9 protein-coding genes are annotated in these 18777 nt (G+C 39.2%); 1 reads left to right on the top strand and 8 read right to left on the bottom strand.

Going from position 1 to position 18777, the window contains the following annotated elements:
• Positions 1–8: 8 nt before the first annotated feature.
• From ACUN24_RS16970 to ACUN24_RS16960, 3 genes are all read right to left on the bottom strand, one after another.
• Positions 9–1847 carry a RagB/SusD family nutrient uptake outer membrane protein gene (locus ACUN24_RS16970; protein WP_445563570.1) on the bottom strand — a complete coding sequence of 613 codons (1839 nt, stop codon included), beginning with the start codon at positions 1845–1847 and terminating at the stop codon, positions 9–11.
• Between the two features lie 25 nt (positions 1848–1872).
• Entirely contained in the window at positions 1873–5010 is a 3138-nt protein-coding gene (locus tag ACUN24_RS16965) for a SusC/RagA family TonB-linked outer membrane protein (protein ID WP_445563569.1), read from the bottom strand.
• Positions 5011–5514: 504 nt separating this feature from the next.
• Positions 5515–6183, bottom strand: coding sequence for a DUF3826 domain-containing protein (locus ACUN24_RS16960; RefSeq protein ID WP_445563568.1), 669 nt, complete (start codon positions 6181–6183; stop codon positions 5515–5517).
• Between the two features lie 388 nt (positions 6184–6571).
• Between ACUN24_RS16960 and ACUN24_RS16955 the strand changes: the two genes are divergently transcribed.
• On the top strand, positions 6572–7441 hold the full coding sequence (locus tag ACUN24_RS16955; RefSeq protein ID WP_445563567.1) for an AraC family transcriptional regulator: 870 nt from the start codon (positions 6572–6574) through the stop codon (positions 7439–7441).
• Positions 7442–7594: 153 nt separating this feature from the next.
• Here the strand turns inward: ACUN24_RS16955 and ACUN24_RS16950 are convergent, their stop codons facing one another.
• The 5 genes from ACUN24_RS16950 to ACUN24_RS16930 all read right to left on the bottom strand — a co-directional run bounded on the left by ACUN24_RS16950 (position 7595) and on the right by ACUN24_RS16930 (position 18376).
• The gene (locus ACUN24_RS16950) at positions 7595–8527 is read right to left on the bottom strand and encodes a dihydrodipicolinate synthase family protein (RefSeq protein WP_445563566.1); all 933 of its coding nucleotides are present in this window, start codon (positions 8525–8527) and stop codon (positions 7595–7597) included.
• 58 nt (positions 8528–8585) lie between these two features.
• Positions 8586–10154, bottom strand: coding sequence for a sodium:solute symporter (locus tag ACUN24_RS16945; protein WP_445563565.1), 1569 nt, complete (start codon positions 10152–10154; stop codon positions 8586–8588).
• A 98-nt stretch (positions 10155–10252) separates the two neighbouring features.
• On the bottom strand, positions 10253–13843 hold the full coding sequence (locus tag ACUN24_RS16940) for a malectin domain-containing carbohydrate-binding protein (RefSeq protein WP_445563564.1): 3591 nt from the start codon (positions 13841–13843) through the stop codon (positions 10253–10255).
• A gap of 143 nt (positions 13844–13986) precedes the next feature.
• Positions 13987–16797, bottom strand: a complete 2811-nt coding sequence (locus tag ACUN24_RS16935) for a glycosyl hydrolase family 95 catalytic domain-containing protein (RefSeq protein WP_445563563.1) — start codon at positions 16795–16797, stop codon at positions 13987–13989.
• A gap of 1 nt (position 16798) precedes the next feature.
• Positions 16799–18376 (bottom strand): glycoside hydrolase family 28 protein, encoded by a 1578-nt coding sequence (locus tag ACUN24_RS16930; RefSeq protein ID WP_445563562.1) that lies wholly within the window; start codon positions 18374–18376, stop codon positions 16799–16801.
• Between the last annotated feature and the right edge of the window lie 401 nt (positions 18377–18777).

The following is an 18777-nucleotide window of genomic DNA, read 5'->3' as shown; positions in this document are numbered from 1 at the left end:
ATAAAGAATTATTTTAAAGGATCAAAAGTGCCGCCATCCCAACCAATTGTTTGCTCCAATAGTGGACTGGAATTCATAAATGTTGATGGCAAAGCATAAAAATAATAGGTTTCTGGTATACTGAAACCTGTTGCACCCTGGTTTAATATTGTAGTTTTGAAGTATTTCTCAAAAGATGTTTTATCATTGATATTAACTCCTTCTCTAAAACGTGTTCCATTTGCGGTAACTCCTTCAAGCTCGGTTTTCAGTACTGCAGATTTTGTTTCCCATTGTATGGTTTGCATTGTGCCTTGTAAAAGATGGTAATTTCTGGTGCGTCTTAAATCGTAGGCACGTTTACCTTCGAACGCAAATTCCACCATTCTTTCTTTCAGTATCAAATCACGCATGAGTAATTTCGATGAAGCCAGGTCTAGTCCGTAATTTTTTGTTCCGGCCTGAATACCGGCACGGACTCTGATTTCTTTTACCAAATTTTGTGCTTCATTAAGGTTACCTGTTTCATTGGCACATTCTGCCAGGTTCATAATCACTTCAGCATAACGCAATTCTATCCAGTCTAAACCATTCCCTCCAAAATCATTGGCATATGCCACAGCTCCTTTCACCAGTTCAGGATCGCAAAATCGTTTCATGTAAAAACCCTGTGGCGATGGTTCGGTAATATTTGAAATATAATTCCATTGTCTCCTGCTGCTTGCGCCACTTAATTTCCAGCTGCTTCCGTTGTAAGCGATCGTAGCATCCAATCTTGGATCGCGGTTTACCCAAAACAGCACCGGATCGTAAGTGAACGAGCTGGCCTGCCCAACCGGAACTCCGTCCTTCATGGTATAAGTGTTTACAAGATTTAAGGTCGGAACAAATGCGGATGCACCACCACCCTCTTCTGTTGGTCTTGCTTTGGCTTCTACATTTTGACCTCTTTTTTCAACTTTATTAGAATAAGAACGCACAATTATAGCTTCAGTATTACTGGTTCCTTCCTTTAAAAAAATATCTCCGTAGTTCGGCAATAAACTGTTGCCTGAAGCTTTGCATATATCATAAGCTTCTTTACAGGCCTGATATGCCGTGGCCCACCTGCTTTGATCAAAAGGATGTGAAGGATCATCTAAAGGATTAAACTGTGGACTTGCCCAGTATAACAATACCCTGCCTTTTAATGCGGCCGCTGCCTTACGGGTAAATTTACCACGCTCATTTCCATCATTCCAGGTTACATTATTTAACAAAACCATTGCAGAATCCAAATCACTTACAATAGACTTAAAACATGCTGATGCGCTGGCTCTTCCAGTTAACTCAACATTATCTGGATTTTGCGGGGTAAGTACCAATGGAACACCACCATACAGTCGGGTCAATTCAAAATAAGAGAGTGCCCTTAGTGCAAAAAATTGTCCCCGCAGTTTATTTTTTGAATCTTGTGCCAGGTTGCCTCCAGGAATTTCCTTGATGGCAACGTTACAGCGTGCAATGTCGAAATACCTGTTATCCCCTTTGACTCCCTGATATTTCGTAGCAATAAACTTCACATCATTAGAAGTTAGGGTACCATTTACGCCAATTGCTTTACGCATAATACTTTCTGATGAAGAAAGACGGTCTTCATCACTTGCGTATATTACATTGTTTGCAGCCAATTCGTAAGGGAAATCAGGCATAACAACATCATAGGTATCATTTAACAGAAACTGTATAGCCCCTTCATTGTCCCATATCCTGGAGTCAATCCCATTTCTGTCTTTTATATCGAAGAAATCTTTCTTGCATCCCGAAAAAGATGCCATCAGCAGGGCAAACATGGCTATTGCCAAAGTATTTTTATATATAAATTTCATTATTCAGATTTTAAGTTTGTAACCTTTATAAACTTATATTCAAGCCTAAGGAAATTGTCCTTAAAGTTGGATAGTCATAAATTGTTGAAGAGTACGGATCTTTGTATTTAAGCGGATTTACGATAGTCCATAGGTTATTTCCTGTTAAAACCAAGCGAGAATCTGCTAAGCCAACCCTGCTCAGCAAGCTTTTTGGCATCTTATAGGTTAAGGTCATGTTGTTGATCCTGATCATGGTGCCGCTTCTGGCCCAGAAAGTTGAATTCCAACCTGCTGCTATACCGGCATCATCATACCTTGGAAATTCTGCATTTGGGTTTTCAGCTGTCCAGTGATCGCGCCAATAAGCCGGAACATTAACCGTTGTACTTGCAGGTGCTTTTGATTTGCTATCAAAAAACACCTTTCCGCCAAACCTGGTTACAAAGTTTGTACTTAAACTCAATGTTTTGTAAGAGACGGCCACATTAAAGCCAATACCGAAAGAATTGGTAGACTCGAACATCGGAACCTGATCTTTTTCGGTAATTTTTCCATCGCCGTTCGTATCTTCATAATACAACCAGCCAACCTGTGGTACCTTGTTGTTAATCGTATATGTTGGATATTGATTGAGAAGTGCATCTACATCCGCCTGTGTTCTCAGCATCCCCTTCGAAATCAATCCATAGTTGCCACTGTTATATTTATTGGGATCTGTTCCGAATTGGTATTTTAAATCAGGATAGGTAATATCCCATAGCTGAAATTCATTATAAAACATCTGGTCAATCCGGCTATTGGCAAAACCAAAGAGAATATCGGTATTTACGCCCCAGTTTTTGTCAATTTTTGCTTTATAACCTATTGAAAACTCATGCCCCCAATTGGTACGTTGCTGGTAATTTAACAATGGTGCTTCAAAACCTGCATACATCGGGAAATTTTCGTTGTTCCCTTTATCAAACATATCGTATGAATACCTATGATAAAATTCGTAAGTGAAATTGATGCTATTTTTTAAGAAGGAGGCGTCTACACCTAAGTTGAATGTACGTGCTTTTTCCCAGGTAATATCAGGATTAGGCATGATCTCAGGATTGAGTCCACCATTTAATGTTTCATTATACAGGTATCCTGCGGGATCAACAGTATATCTCGATTGCCATAACCTAGCATTAATCCTGCTTTCTCCCACCAATCCATAATTGGCCCTAACTTTTAATCGGTCTACAAATTTGACATTGTCTTTAAAGAAATCTTCTTCACTTATCGCCCATCCTAAACCAACACTTGGAAACAAGCCCCAGCGGTTGCCAGGTGCAAAATTTGAAGATGCATCCATACGGGCAATTGCTTCAATAAAATATTTTTTACCATAATCATAATTTAACCTGCCAATGTAAGAACGCTGAACCGATTCGAAAATGCTTTTGTTTTGTAATGTGAAAGTTGAGTGGTCGAAACCCCAATATTCGTCAATATCTGGTAAAACCTGATTTCTCCAGTATACATTCAGTTGCTCATTTACACCCTCTGATTGATCGAAAGCAGCTAACACATTCAGGCTATGTTTTCCAAATGTCCTGTCGTAATTTAGTGATGCGATAGCCTGGTAACTTGAAGATGAGTTTGTACCCGAAGAAAGCTGCGTATTTGCGGCCCCTACTGCTGTAATTGTACTTACAACTTCGTTGGTATAAAGTAAACTGTTTTGCCCGGTTGTTTTGAAATTATAGACCGTATATGGCGGAACATATTGGCCACTTGTGCCGCTTCGGTTATTTTTACCAAATTGCAGGCGCCCGGTTAAACCAGGGATAAATTTTGGCTTATAATCAACTGAAGCATTTAACGCTAGGCCTTGAGATTTATCGAAAATATTGTTTCCTGAATTTACAACAGCGAGTGGATTGGTACTGTTATTGTAATTAATTGGTTTACCATCAATTTGAATCGGCACCCATTTAGGTGTTGTAATTAACTGTTGGAAAAAAGCCTGGTCGTTTTCTCCACCATTTTTATAGGTATCACTTGTCTTTTTCGAAAAATCTGCATTTAAGGTAACAGTAGCTGTTAGCCCATCCATAATTTTAGCATTCATGCCTGACCTGAAAGCATATTTACTGTAGTTGATACCACCATAGTTACCAGATTCATCATAATAATTTCCTCCGGCAAAAAAAGTGATCGCTTCAGACCCACCGGAAACATTCATATTATGCCGGTTTACCTTAGAAACCTTCCACAATTCATCAAACCAACCTTTAATATTGCTATTTTTTAGTTGTTCTAAATCTGCGGCAGAGAAAATAGAAGAAGTCGGCGCATTTGAAATCCTATAACCATCATTCAGCAGCTGGGCATGCTCGTAGGCAGAAAGCATATCTACATTTGCTGCATTATCAGAAAAACCTAAAAACCCGGTATAACTGATTTGGGGTTTTCCTCTTTTTCCTTTTTTAGTGGTAATCAAAACTACTCCCTTGGCACCCGATGCACCATAAATGGCTGCTGAAGCATCTTTCAGGAAGGAGATATCTTCAACCATGGTTAGATCTAAATTATCGAAATCATCGCGGGTAACTGTAATCCCATCAATTACGTATAATGGTTCTGTGGTGGCTCCAAGTAAAGCAGATTGCTCCGATCTTGATGCTCCTCTGATATTTATGGTAACCGACGAGCCGGGTTTGCCTGAAACGGAGTTAACACCTACACCTGCAATCTTATTCCGAAGTGCAGCCGCAATATTTGGTACGGGTAAATCCTGAATTTCTTCAGCCCTGATGTTGGCTACCGACCCTAAAATCTCACTCCGTTTCTTCGTTCCGTAACCGATAACCACAACGGCATCCTGATCTAAATTCTGACTGTCTTCTACAAAATTTACCGTTAGACTGGTTTTTCCGGCCAACGGAATAGTTTGCCTGATAAAGCCAACATAAGAAAATACTAATGCATCAGTGGCAGGATCGGCAATCAGTGCAAATTCACCTTTATCATTGGTGCTTACGTTGTTGGTTTTGCCACGTATCCCGACAGTTACACCCGGAATGGGTTGCCCGTCTTTTTTGTCTACCACCTTACCGGTAATCTGTTTTTGTTGCGCAAAAACAGCGGCACATGTGAATAGCATGAGCACTAAAACCCATGAGGTTTTTCGTAAAAATTTTGAGTTCATATTTGTTATTTGGTTAGTTTTTTTTTTACTAATACAGCTAATCTGACATCAATCATGCATTTAGCCTGATCAATTTCATTCAGCATAAATAAGCTGTAAAGAGACAATTGTTCTATACAGTTTATTCAATAGTGTTTCCGGTTAAGGATGGGTTTGTTTGTTATTTGCTTTTACAGCTTGCTAGTTAGGCAAAAGAGTTAGATCGCGTTATCTTAAAAATCTATCTACCATTAATTGTCTTTGTGGTTGCTCATATTTTATTTTTAGATTAAAAAATTATTGGTTAGAATAATATTTAAATTTTACATTAATGTTGTAAAATCTATCTTTTCAAACTAAATAATGCTGGTAATTCTGCAATTTTATCAATTAAAAAATAACCTGCTCTTTATAAGTTTTTTAGTAATTTTATTCATTATACAATTTAAATATAAATTCATATATAAATGAAATATTCCTGAATAAAAAACACCCCCCCCCCTTATTGACGCTTTGCTATTGGTGCTAATTTGTTTGTGTTTTTGCTTTTCTACGCTTCTCCCATTCTATACCTTCTTTTTTAAGGTCATAACCAGCTGCTGAAAGATAGTTATTGATGCGGCCTTTGTATTTCCCGAACCATGCATGTTTTTTATCAGATGATTCTGCATCCATGGCATGCTCCCGCGCCTCGGTTAACCAGATTAGGATCTGTTTTTTCTGATCTTCTGTCAGTGTTAAAATTTCTTCCTGATAAGCTTTATAAGTGATAGGCAACACATTATAAGTCATGCCGTTTTTAACCAGCTCCACCTGCTCATTAGTTAGTTGAGCAGAAAGTTTGTTGATGTATTTTTTATGCAGTTTGTTTAAAGCTTTTTCTACAATACGTCCATCTTTTGCAAGTGCCGAGTCGCGCTCTACCTTATTATCTTTATTTCTTTCTTTAATTTCTTTAACCCTGGCATCACGCGCAGCATAAATATCATTCAGATCGCTGTACTGATCGCGCACAATTACCGTAACTTTTTCTGTTTTCCTGGCATCGTTAAGGCCTAAATTGGTCACAATTTTAGCAGCACGATCGGTAATCATTTTGGTATAGGTTTCTTTATCGGCAGCGGCATTCGTCTGTGCAAAAATGGCTGTCATACCGGAGAATGTTAACAATAAGGCCAAAATGGATGATTTCATGTATTTGATATTTTAATTGAATATATTTTTAATGGAATTTGCAATTTTTGAAGCATAAAATTTTTAAACGGGATCCATCCCACTACCAACAGTTTTGATGATGAGCATGTTTAAATACGCAGCCTAAATTAGTAGAATTTTTGGTTGTTTTCCCTTGTCTCATAATTTATTAATAAACAAAAAATTTATAGGAAAATAATTTGTCGATTTGTAATTTGGTTACGCCTATCGGGCCTTACACAAAACTCTACATAGAAAAACACTATTTTCTAATGGTTTTTAGCCAATTAATATAGGATATTATCATTTAACTGTTTAACTTTAGGCCTGCTGTACAAATTGAGTTGAGTTGATTGTTGCGGTGCTAACCAAATATTTTAACCCTGAGATGAAACCCCATTTTCATAAAGTCCCCATTACTTTACAAAGTTCTTTTAGTATCCGCCACGACATTAAACCCGATTTTGGGAACATCTGGCATTATCATCCTGAACTGGAACTTCATTATGTAATCAAAGGTGAAGGTGTCCGCTTTATCGGCGATAACATCAGTAATTTTGTGCCTGATGAAATGGTATTGCTGGGTGAAAACCTGCCCCACACCTGGCGCTGCAAGGATGAGTATTTTCAGAACAATCCAGACCTGACAACGGAAGCCATGGTAATCCATTTTTTGCCTGATTGTTTAGGCAAATACCTGCTTACTTTGCCAGAAGCTTACCTGATCCCTAAATTGTTCGAAAAAGCCAAAAGTGGCATGGTAATTAAAGGTAAGGCTAAAGATAAACTGGTTGATTTAATGCGGGCAGCTGTTGATGCAACGAATTTAGACCGCATTATCATTTTACTTTCGATATTAAAAACGCTGGCAGAAACGGATGAATATTCGACCATTGTAACCAGTAAAAATACTTTTTACCAATCGAACGAATCAGAAACTCTACGCATCAATAAAATCTGCAATTATACGCTTAGTAATTATAAAAAGGATATTACTTTAGAGGAAGTGGCGTCGTTAAGCAATTTAAGCGTGACTTCTTTCTGCCGTTATTTTAAATTAATGACGAAAAAAACCTATTATGATTTTCTGATTGAGATCCGGGTAAGTCATGCCTGTCGTTTCTTGATTGAGAATAAACTACCCACCGAAATGATCTGTTTTGATTGCGGCTTCAACAATGTATCTAATTTTTACAGGCACTTTAAAAAGGTAACCGGGATGACTCCTTTGGATTATAAAAGGAAATATTTGAATTAAATTTCATTCGCGATCGTTTCGCTAACGCTCGTTTCTAACGAGCGTTGAATAGTTTATCGGTTACAAACGATAGAATCGTTTAACTATTTTTGCGCTCGTTTGGAAACGAGCGCAAACGTCTTTCTAGTTCAAACCTGCGAGGTTTGAAGAATATCATATAAAAACCTTAATATTCAAATTATTGCGTAACGAGGTGTAATCATCAAATAAGGTTTCCATTCCTTTTACTTCACTACTTGTAAATGCACCAACATTTCTGCGTGTAAAAGTCGAAATGTTTAAACCTCGTTTTTGCAGAAAATATTTGGATACTACTGGATAAACATGATGCATCACCTCCATATTATCGATCAAAAACTGCTGCACAGCCTGTACCTCTTCGTTAAGCAATTCATCATTATAATGATCACATAACCAAACAATTAACTCCGGAAAGTAATTACCCTGAATACAGGATAATCCTGAAGCGCCTGCCTTCAATGATTCTACTGCGTGAACCATATAGGCATCGTACAAGCCAAAAGCATACCCCTCGGTGAGTTTGAGTTTTTCTTTTATCTGATTAAGATCCAGGCTGGTATCTTTATGGTAAATTACCCTTCCTGTGGCGACAAAATCGGCCAGTTGCTGTGGCTTTAATACTCTTTTGTAGGGTACAGGGCATTCGTAAAAACCCATCGGAATTTCATCCGTTTGACGCAGCAGATCGAACACTCGGGCGTTAAATATTTCATCGCTTTCCGCTTCATTGGCCAATAAACTGGTAATGGCAATTACAGCTTCTACACCTGCATCGCTTACTTCTTTTATAAAATCAGCTTGTTTGGCAATTTCACCGCCAAAGGTTCCGGTGGCTACAACAGGTACGGCACCATTTGCCACTTTTACCACATGTTTTATAACCTGAATTCTTTCTTTATCACTCAATTCGAACATCTCGCTCGAGAGGCAATTGGCAAACAAACCTGAAGCCCCTGCCTGTAAATAAATCTCCGTAAGTTGTGTTAAAGCAGGATAATCGATGTTCCCATTGCTCAAAAATGGCGTGAGCATAACCGGGATGAACCCTTTTTGTGAGTTTTCCATTATAATTTGATATGGTAAATGTGCTATATTTTTTGTCTCTAAAAAGTTCTGAATGAGCTTATTTGACTGTTTTTATCTTTTTGTTTTTAATTTTTGTCAGGAAAAGTCCTGTTAAAAAAATGGTTAAAGTACCAATTACGATGATCATATTTTTATGTAAAGGATTTTTAAAAACTTCATATTCCGGAGGAAGAAGTGAAGAAAATGTCATCCATATAATTACAGCAATACCGATAATGGTTGCAGTAATGGCTTCATGGTTTTTGGTTTGCCTGCTAATAATCCCAAGTAAAAACAACCCCAGCATACCGGCCGCAAAAATGCCTGATAATTCCCACCAAACATCCAAAATGCTTTTTACACCGATCATGGCAATTCCTGCAACCATGCCCAGCAAGCCAAATCCTACCGTAGCCAGATGTAACAGCGATAAATTTTGTTTTTCGGTGATGTCGGGTTTGAAATACCTTTTGTAAATATCTACTGAAAACACGGTTGCCGAAGCGTTCATTCCAGAACTAATGGTACTCATGGCTGCAGATAAAATGGCCGAAACAATCAGTCCAACCAAACCAGCCGGAATCTTGGTCACCATAAAATGCGGCATTATTTTATCTCCATAATCTGATGGAACCAACGCGTTCTGTACTCTTAAGACCTCTGCTGCCGAAGCATGTATCGGCAAACGCTCAACAGCTACCTGGTGTTTGATCGACTGCACCAATTCCGGATTAACCTCATAGTAAGCAAACAAGCAAGATCCTATAATGAAAAACAGCAGTGAAGCAGGGATGTATAACCATACACATAACCAGATTGATTTCGAAGCCGCTTTACCTGATGATGCGGTATGGTAACGCTGAATATAATTCTGATCCATTCCAAAATTGTTCAGATTGATAAAAAAACCATAAAGCAAAACCACCCAGAACGACGATCCGACAAAATCGAATTTAAAACTGCCCAGGCTAAATTTATCGGCAGATTTTCCAATCTCTACAATCTTTGATACACCTCCCGGCATATTCGTAATAATCAGATATAGAATGAGTAGCGCACCAAGGGTTTTCACAATCGCCTGTACCACTTCTGTCCATATTACCGCTTCAATTCCTCCTAAAACGGTATAAACAATGATACAGATCCCCATTACAATCATAATCATCTGCATGGAAAAGCCTGTAAGTGCCTGCAGGCTCAGCGCAATTCCGAAAAATATAGACCCCATTCTGGCCAACTGCGTCAACAGAAAACAAACTACCGCATATACCCTTGCCCATGCGCCGAAACGTTTTTCTAAATGGGTATAAGCTGATATTTCTCCGCTATTGCGGTAAAATGGCACAAAATATTTAGAAGCTACCCACGCAGCCAATGGCATCGAAATACTGAATACAAATGCATTCCAGTTGCTGCCAAAAGATTTACCAGGCACGCCCAAAAAAGTGTTACTACTTAAAAATGTTGCATAAATAGATAAACCTATCGCCCATCCGGGGATCAGGCCCGAAGCTTTTGTAAATTGCTCGGAGTTTTTATTTTTTCGCGAAAAATAAACCCCAACTAATATCATCCCAACAAGGTAAATGAAGATGATCGCAAGATCGAATACAGGTAGACCTTTCATTACTTGTTGGCTCGTTTATTAATTTGGTTAAAACAAATATGCATCGCTAAATATCATCATTAATATAAGATTTTGGCCACATATTATACCATCTTATCTTATTGAACATCTAAAACATCAACTGTCAAGCCTTTGGTTTCTGTGGCGGTTAAGCGCAACTGGTAACTTCCGGCATTAATCATGCTTCCGGTATTGGTGTTCAGGTAATTCCATTTCCCCTCTTTTGTAGGGGCAAATTCTGCTATTTCTGTTTTCATTAAGGTTCCATCTGCCGATAAAAATTCCAGTTTAGCTTTCAGTGGCTGATTGGATGGGTTATGGTATTTAATGGTTAGAGAGTAGGTATCAGCAACGCCAACTGAAATATTCCAGGTGAGGCTTCCCTGATTGGCAGCATTAAAAATTACGCGCTGTTTGTTCATCAATACTGCTTTTACAATATCTTTCCCCTCTAAAATGCCATCAGTCGCTTTGTAGCTTGTGGTCGTTTTTAAATCGTAAGCAGGTTGTAAATGGGTAACGGGCAACATAAAAACGCTGGTCACCCTGCTATCAAAAATGATTCTTTCGTTGCGGACAAGTCTTTTGCGATAAAGATCAAACGTTTCATCTCGGCTGTTGCCCAAAATGCTTTTCGTATTTTCAAATCCCTGCGGAATACTGCTGTTTTTATTTAGTGTAATAAAGGCATCAACACTATCAGTAGCGGTAAATTCGATGCTTTTCTGTCCACCTGTGGCTTTTAGCCATTCAGCGCCATATAAATTTGAAGGCAAATCAGTAAATGCTGATTTCTCTCCTTTAAATTGCTCGTCTCCAATATCCAGCCAGCTGTTTAATTCGGCATTTTTTATTTTCATTAAAAGCGAATTGCTTGCTGATGCAGGCTTAATATTTCGATTTAAACTGGCTATGGCAATACCCGAAATTATCGCCTGCCCCACTTTCACCTCAGGGAAATTAATATCCAAAAAGCCACCTTTGATTGAAGTTTTGATTGTTTTCTTCAATAATGTATTGCTGCTGGCTTCTTTCCAGATATCTAAATCTTTAATAACCGTTTTTCCATTAAAGGCCACATCAAATAAACGCATGGCTTTGGCATCAAAACCGCCGCCAATTCCCAGCCAGGGTTCAATGAAATAAAGTTCAACCAAATATTCTCCATCTGGCAATGGAAAGTGATATTTTAACTGGCCTCTGCCATATCTGAAACTTTGAAAAAGCTTCCAGTCTTTAGTGCCATTAATAGGTTGAAAAGTACGGCGTTGACTGGCGAAAAAATCGGGTACACCTGGAAAATTAGCCGTCCATGAGGTAGAACCAAAACGATCAGCCGAAGTTAAATTCCGGTCGGCGAACCATTGATTGCCATTCACATCGGTATAATCGCCTCCTCCACAGTTTAAACGATAAACATAATGATAACCATTTTCAGGATTGATTATTTTCTTATCGGTAACCAACAGGTTGAAATTAGGGCTTTGTGGCAAGTTCTGTAAAATGATCTGATCTTTAGCTACAGCTTTCCCGTTAACATAACCTATAGCATACAAAACGTTATACTGAATATTCGGCTTGTCCCATTGAAAATGCGTACCAATTGCCCCACGTTTTTTCTTGCCTAATGACTGTCCGTTTACATCATTAAAAAGTTCTACTTCATCACAGTTAGAATACACCACTACACTATCTTTGATGCCAGGTTTTATCCAGCGGTTTGGCCAGGTGTGCGAAACAATGTAAACCATAGGTTCAGTTTGTTTGGGCGCATAATTAGACCGGAACATGTAAAAAACATCTGTAGGCTCTTCCCAGGGCGTAAACATGCCTTTGTAATTTACGGGTCCGATCCGATCCAGATCCCTTAAACCCTCGCCTCCCTGTACCCTTCCCGGGTTATCATGCGAGCTGTAAAGCCAGAAAAAATGACCAGCTGTTTTATCTTTTACCGATTCGGCCAGGCGCACCTTAGTTTCCATTAAATCTGTCATTTTGTTTTCGGTATAACTTTTACCAGCCGCATCAACATCATGCAGGCCAATGGTTCTCCAGGCGCCATATTCTCCCACTAAAACCTGTCTTAGTAAGTCTTCGCCATAAGTTAAAGGATTGCCCCCATAAGTACCTGTCCAGTTTTGGGGCACATCCCAATCGGTTCCTTTACCCCCATTACAGGTAGTTACTTTTCTTTGTGAAGAAGCAGTTGGATCCAGTTTCCGGATTAGTTCAGTACATTCTTTTGCGAAATCTTCGGGCAGGGTACTTTCATTTTCCAATCCCCATAACACTACCGAAGGATTGTTTCTTCTTTCTTTTACCCAGTCAGTTAAAAGTGCTTTAAAATTCTTCCTGAATTCGGGCGTATCGTACCAGATGTGGGCCGCCATTTGCGTCCAGCACAAAATCCCCTCCTTGTCCCAATAATCAGAATACAATAAATTGTGTGGCTGGTGCGCATCGCGGAAGGCATTAAAACCTGCTGCTTTAATCTGCATCACCCTCGATCTGATTTGTTCCTTACTAAAAGCATGACTCTGCCCTATTAAATGCTCGTATTCTGCTATTCCGTTAATAAAAACTGGATTTCCGTTTAATAAAAATTGCTTTTGATTGGCCTGATCGCCTATAGGCCAGCTGATCCAACGGATGCCGTAAGGTGTTTTAAGTTCATCTACAATTTTTCCATTCTCAATGATGGTGGTTTGCAGCCTATAGAGATATGGACTTTCCAGAGACCAAAGTTTTGGATTGATGATTTTGTCGGTTTGTTGATCAATCTGGATTTCTTTCCCTGCGGGAACAATCAGCGTTTTTTTAATTTCCTTAACTAGCTTTCCGCCTGAATCAAACAACCGGTTAATTACCGATACATTTTTTGGCTTTAAAGCATAGTTTTTTATACTCGTACTCAGGTTTAATACTGCGGCTTTATCTGAAATTTTATTGTCGTTCCAGATGTGGATACCAAATGGTTCAACACGGATATCGTTGGTCACAATTAAATGCACCGGACGGAAAATTCCCATGGGTTGCGAACCTTCTGAAAAACCACGTTCTGTTGAGCAACCGCCATCTACCCAGGGTAAATCCTGAATATTTGCGGGATGATCGGCACGAACGGCCAAAATATTTTCCTGATTATTCAGCCTAATTGCAGCAGTAACATCTAATGTAAAAGTTGTTCTTCCACCCGCATGATAGCCTACTTTTTTACCATTTAACCAGACAGTTGCATAAGAACCCACGCCTTCAAAGTATAAAAAGAACCTTTTGCCTGGTTTAATTTCATTGGTTTTGAATGTTTTTCGGTACCAGGCATAACCATGTTTATTGCCATGAAGTTTGCGTTGATAGCCTTCATATTGATCCCAGTTATGGGGTACATTTACCTTTTTCCAGTTTTGGGTGTTATAAGCAGCTACTTGAAAGCCATCATAAGTATTTTCGCTTTTTTCATCGGCAATGCTGAGCCAATTGGAGTTTAAGGAAATATCTTTTCTGGTTGAACTTTGGGCATGAACGAAATTGATGCCCAGTAAGAAAATAGCGCAAAAAGATAGTAAAAGTTCCCGCGTAAAATTTGAGTAGGTTATTGGTTCGTGGAGACACGAACCATGGCGCGCGGCTTGATTTCTTCCGAAGTTTAATATGGCTGTTAGCTGGCAAACTTCGGAAGTTTGAAGCATGTTAAATACTGACGAAATCTTCCTTCGCTCAGTCCCTTTAGATTTCGTAAGTAAAATCATTGCGCTTTCAAATCTCCGTTCTATAGCCGAGGTACGTGTCCCCACGGACCTCACAACATTTGAAATACCTTTAAAGTCTCTTGTCATTTCAAATCTCCATTCAGTTTATAAGTCTCACCCATTTTGGTTTCAAAACTTATTTTGTTGTTTTTATAATGAACTTTACAGTTTCCACCTGCTTTAGATTTTATGATCAGCGAGGTCAGTAAGCCGTTTTTCCATCTCAAATCCAGTTCAAATCCACCACGTGCCTGCAAGCCTTTAATTTCTCCATTTGGAATAGCTGCTGGCAAAGCCGGTAAAATATCAAGATAACCCTGATGGCTTTGCAGAATCATTTCAGCAATTCCTGCTGCACCACCAAAATTTCCATCAATCTGAAACGGAGGATGTGCATCAAAGAGATTGACATAAGAACCTGCACCATTATGGGCTGGTTTAATTAACATTTTGATCAGTTTCATCGCATGGTCGCCATCCTTAAACCGTGCCCAGAAATTTATTTTCCAGGCTAAACTCCAGCCCGTAGCATCATCTCCCCGATAGAGCAGCGATTGCTTCGCCGCCTGCATCATCTTTTCGTTGTTGTCCCAGGTAATATCATTTCCTGGATAAACACCCCATAAATGAGAAACGTGACGGTGTTTATTGGTCGTATCGCCTTTATCTTCCAGCCATTCCTGCAGTTGGCCGTATTTCCCAATTTGATTTGGAGCAATTTGTTTAATTTTCTCTGTCAGGGATTTTCTAAAATCTTCATCTACATTCAATACCCCGGCAGCAGCAATACAGTTTCTGAATAACGATCTGATAATCTGGTGATCCATTGTAGGACCAGCTACTAAACCACCATTTTCGGGCGAATTGGATGGTGTACTGATCAACCAGCCTGTTTTTGGGTCTTTCACTAAAAAATCCTCAAAAAACAAAGCAGCCTGTTTCATTAAGGGATAAGCCTCTGTCTCCAGGAATTTACGGTCTTTACTAAATTGATAATGTTCCCACAAATGCTGACTTAGCCAAGCACCACCACTTACCCAAATGCCATGATCGGAAGCATTAATCGGGGCTGTACCGTTCCATAAATCAGTATTGTGGTGTAACACCCAGCCACGGGCATTATAATATGCTTTTGCCGTTTCAGCACCAGTTTTTGATAAGCCTTTAATTTTATTAAAAAGTGGTTCGTTTAAGGCTGATAAATTGAGGATTTCGGTGGGCCAATAGTTCATTTCGAGGTTAATATTCGTGGTGTACTTACTTCCCCAGGGCGGTGTAAGCAGGTCATTCCAAATCCCTTGAAGATTAGCAGGCTGTGTTCCTGGCCTGGAACTCGAAATCAATAAATACCGACCGTATTGCATATAAAGCGCTGCAAATGCAGGATCATCAGCGCTCGCAAATTTTTCCAATCTTTCATCTGTTGGCAGGTTTTCATTCTCCGAACGTCCAAAATCAACACTAAAGTTGTTATAATAGGTTTGATATTCTTTAATGTGTTTCTGTTTAATTTCAGTGTACGCTTTACCTTTTAAATTGTTAAGTGCATTAACATTGGCCGTTGAGGGGTTACCGGAAACATCCTGTGCATTAATAAAATTGGTACCCGCAGTTAAATAAAGCATTACTTCATCTGCCTGATTTATACTGATTTTTCCATTTGCGATTTTTAAGTTGCCTTTTTTAATAATGGCTGTTAACCTGCTTTCTCCTTTTAATACACCACTTTTAACCGCCACAGTCAAAGCCAGCGTCTGGTTATCCAGTTTTTTAACAGCCGACTTGCGGTGAGGGCTCGATAATTCGGCATCAAAACTGATGGCTTTAGATTTATCGGCAGTTAAATGAATAACTATAGCCTGATCAGGCTGGCTGGCAAAATATTCGCGCTGATAATTTATTCCATTGCTGGTAAAGGTAGTTTTAGCAATAGCAGTGCTGATATCAAGCGAGCGTTTATAATTGCTCACCAGCGATTTGTTAAGTTTAAAGTATAAGTTCAGATCGCCAAACGGTTGGTAACTTTCCTGATATTGAGGAACGGCAGGCGGATCTTCATCCTGGATTTTATATTTCCACGCTTTGACCAATGAAATGCCCTGCTCAACACTGCTGCCCACAGGATAAATGCCTATTTTTTTTGAAGTATCCTTATAACCTACTAAACCGCCTTTATCGAAATAGTTGAGTACCTGGATGGCAATTGTATTTTTCCCCTTTTTGATCAGCTTTGCAGGAATGGTATATTTTCTGGGATCACTATTATCAGTATTGCCAACCAGTTGGCCATTGATATAAGTGAAATCCTGATCACGAATGCGGTTAAGATCAATTACCAGATCTTTTCCAATCCAATTTGCGGGAACATCAAAACTTGTTCTAAACCACACTGCACCGTCTAAATTGGCTAAACCTACAGTCTCCCAGCCATTAAAGGCAGGTGCTTTAATGCTTTTCCAAAGTTTATCATCGAAACTGGCTAACGCAGGGTTGCCCTGAATGCCCTTCCTGTTTTTCATTTGGGTTACCCAGGCATTCCTGTCGCCTGGTTCGCTTTGCAGTCCCATAAATTCTGCCTGAGCAAGAGTTTCGGCTTCTTTTTGTTTGCCCTCAAAAAGCAGTTCTCTAATGTCGTTTAAATATTTAAAGGCTCCTTTGCGGTTGTAATCCCTTGGTTTCCCTGTCCATAAGGTTTCTTCGTTAAACTGAATATGATCAACCATTGGGCCTGCAAAAATCATAGCGCCAATGCGGCCGTTACCAATTGGTAAAGCATCTGTCCATTTTTCTGCGGGTTTAGTATACCACAAAGTATGGTTGTTTTGTTGCGCAAAACTTTCGCTGTATGCGACCAATGTCAAAGATAAAATGCCTAGTAAAAGTTTAAACCTCATGTTATTGTCCTTTATCGCCCGAAATAATTTCAATGTTTGCTGTTACTTCTTTTTCCTTTTTAATGGCTTGCTTAACCCTTCTGAAATTATTATTCCCAAGGTATATGTTGTTCGTTTCTGCCCCGCTTAATTTCAAATAGGTAACCGTTTCTTTTGCTGGAAAGGCATTGTACAAAAACAGGTCAGATATATCTTTAAGATCTATTACTGCTGAATTTGCCAGTGGTTTGTTGCTTTTCAAGCCATCAACAATCAAATGATTAACTTTAGCTGCCTTCAAAGATGGTCCCAGTTCTGTATTTACCGTTACATTATGGAATTCAATATTACTGGAATTTTGAATATAAAAACCAGTTTTAGCGTCCATATTAATGTCGTTGAAAGTAATATTGTCGATAGGCATTTCTTCTAAACCATTTAAATAGCCCGCCTGGTTAACCTGACCGGTGATATTGCTAAAATGGATATTTCTAAAAACAGGCGTCCGCTCTGAAACAGGCTCTACATTGGTTTTTGCATACTGCATGTCCAATACGATAGCCTGATCTTTAATGTTTTTCATGATAATATTGCTCACCCTGATTTCTTCAACCACACCGCCTCTTCCACGGGCAGTTTTGATGCGGATTCCCCGATCTGTTCCATCAAAGACACAATTCGAGATGGCTATTTTGCGCACATCGCCCGACATCTCACTGCCAATAACCACTCCGCCATGACCTGATAACATTGTACAATTTGTAATCACATAATTTTCTGCCGGAACGGCCATTTTTCGTCCGGGTGCATCTTTGCCCGATTTGATGGTGATGCAATCATCGCCCACACTAATGTGGCAATCTGAAATGTGTACATTTTTACAAGATTCAGGATTAATCCCGTCTGTATTGGGCGAATGGGGATTGTTGATGGTAACCGCATGAACCTTAACATTTTCGCAAAACTCAGGATTTATGGTCCAGAAAGGAGAATTGCGAATCGTAATGCCATCAATCAATACGTTTTTGCAAAACATAGGCTGTATAAAAGGCGGACGGAGAAACCCTCTCTTCATCTGTTTAGGGTCATCAGGAAGAATAATATCCTTATTTAAGTTATCAAAAGTAGTCTGCCATTTCGATCGCGGTTGACCTTCTTTATAACCTTCTACAAAATCCCACCACTTTTTGCCATGTCCATCGATAATTCCACGACCAATGATTGAAATATTTTCTGCTTTATAGGCATAAAACAAAGGTGAAAAACTGGTTACATCGACGCCCTCGTAGCGGCTTTTCACCATAGGTAGATAATCGTCAAAATTATCGCTAAAATGTAATTCGGCACCGGCATCAATCAATATAGTAATATTACTTTTTAAATGTATAGCGCCTGTTAAGTATTTTCCGGCAGGAAAATAAACGGTACCACCGCCTGCTTTTGATGCTGCTTCTATTGCATTTCTAATGGCGGTTGTGGCCAGTTTACTGCTGTCGTTTTTTGCACCATATTTAATTACGTTATAGTAAGACTGGGCTTTAACGGTTAAGAAAGTGCTTATTGCAAGTACAAAAAGTAAGGTTTTGAAAATATATTTCATTGTTTTTTATTATAGTTCGGTTCGTGGAGACACGAACCGAGGCATTATTTCATTTGTTTTTGTTATTTAATCGTAGCGTCATGCTGAATTCATTTCAGCATCTATCATGCAAAGAGACCCTGAAATAAATTCAGGGTGACGACGAAAGGTCAAAAATATCCCGATTAGAGTTATTCTGTCAATCTTTCTAGCTTTTCCCCGCTTTAAAGATTGCTTCACTCCGCCGCACCTTCCAACGCTTCCGTTCGCAATGACGATTTTATTTTATAATTTATCGTCCTCGTTTGCAACGAGGATGAATGAGGTTAGCGATTGTATCGCTTTTTTATCGCCATGGTTCGTGTCTCCACGAACCAATAAACATTTACTTCGGTCTGTGGGGACACAGACCGAGGATAAGC

The sequence above is a fragment of the Pedobacter sp. WC2501 genome (assembly GCF_052682415.1).
Note: the sequence above shows the minus strand (reverse complement) of the source record. Positions and strands in the feature narration are given on the sequence as shown.

Excerpts from the sequence above, each read along its gene's own strand:
- ACUN24_RS16970 (WP_445563570.1), bottom strand. The coding sequence starts at position 1,847 with ATGAAATTTATATATAAAAATACTTTGGCAATAGCCATGTTTGCCCTG.
- ACUN24_RS16965 (WP_445563569.1), bottom strand. The coding sequence starts at position 5,010 with ATGAACTCAAAATTTTTACGAAAAACCTCATGGGTTTTAGTGCTCATG.
- ACUN24_RS16960 (WP_445563568.1), bottom strand. The coding sequence starts at position 6,183 with ATGAAATCATCCATTTTGGCCTTATTGTTAACATTCTCCGGTATGACA.
- ACUN24_RS16955 (WP_445563567.1), top strand. The coding sequence starts at position 6,572 with ATGAAACCCCATTTTCATAAAGTCCCCATTACTTTACAAAGTTCTTTT.
- ACUN24_RS16950 (WP_445563566.1), bottom strand. The coding sequence starts at position 8,527 with ATGGAAAACTCACAAAAAGGGTTCATCCCGGTTATGCTCACGCCATTT.
- ACUN24_RS16945 (WP_445563565.1), bottom strand. The coding sequence starts at position 10,154 with ATGAAAGGTCTACCTGTATTCGATCTTGCGATCATCTTCATTTACCTT.
- ACUN24_RS16940 (WP_445563564.1), bottom strand. The coding sequence starts at position 13,843 with ATGCTTCAAACTTCCGAAGTTTGCCAGCTAACAGCCATATTAAACTTC.
- ACUN24_RS16935 (WP_445563563.1), bottom strand. The coding sequence starts at position 16,797 with ATGAGGTTTAAACTTTTACTAGGCATTTTATCTTTGACATTGGTCGCA.
- ACUN24_RS16930 (WP_445563562.1), bottom strand. The coding sequence starts at position 18,376 with ATGAAATATATTTTCAAAACCTTACTTTTTGTACTTGCAATAAGCACT.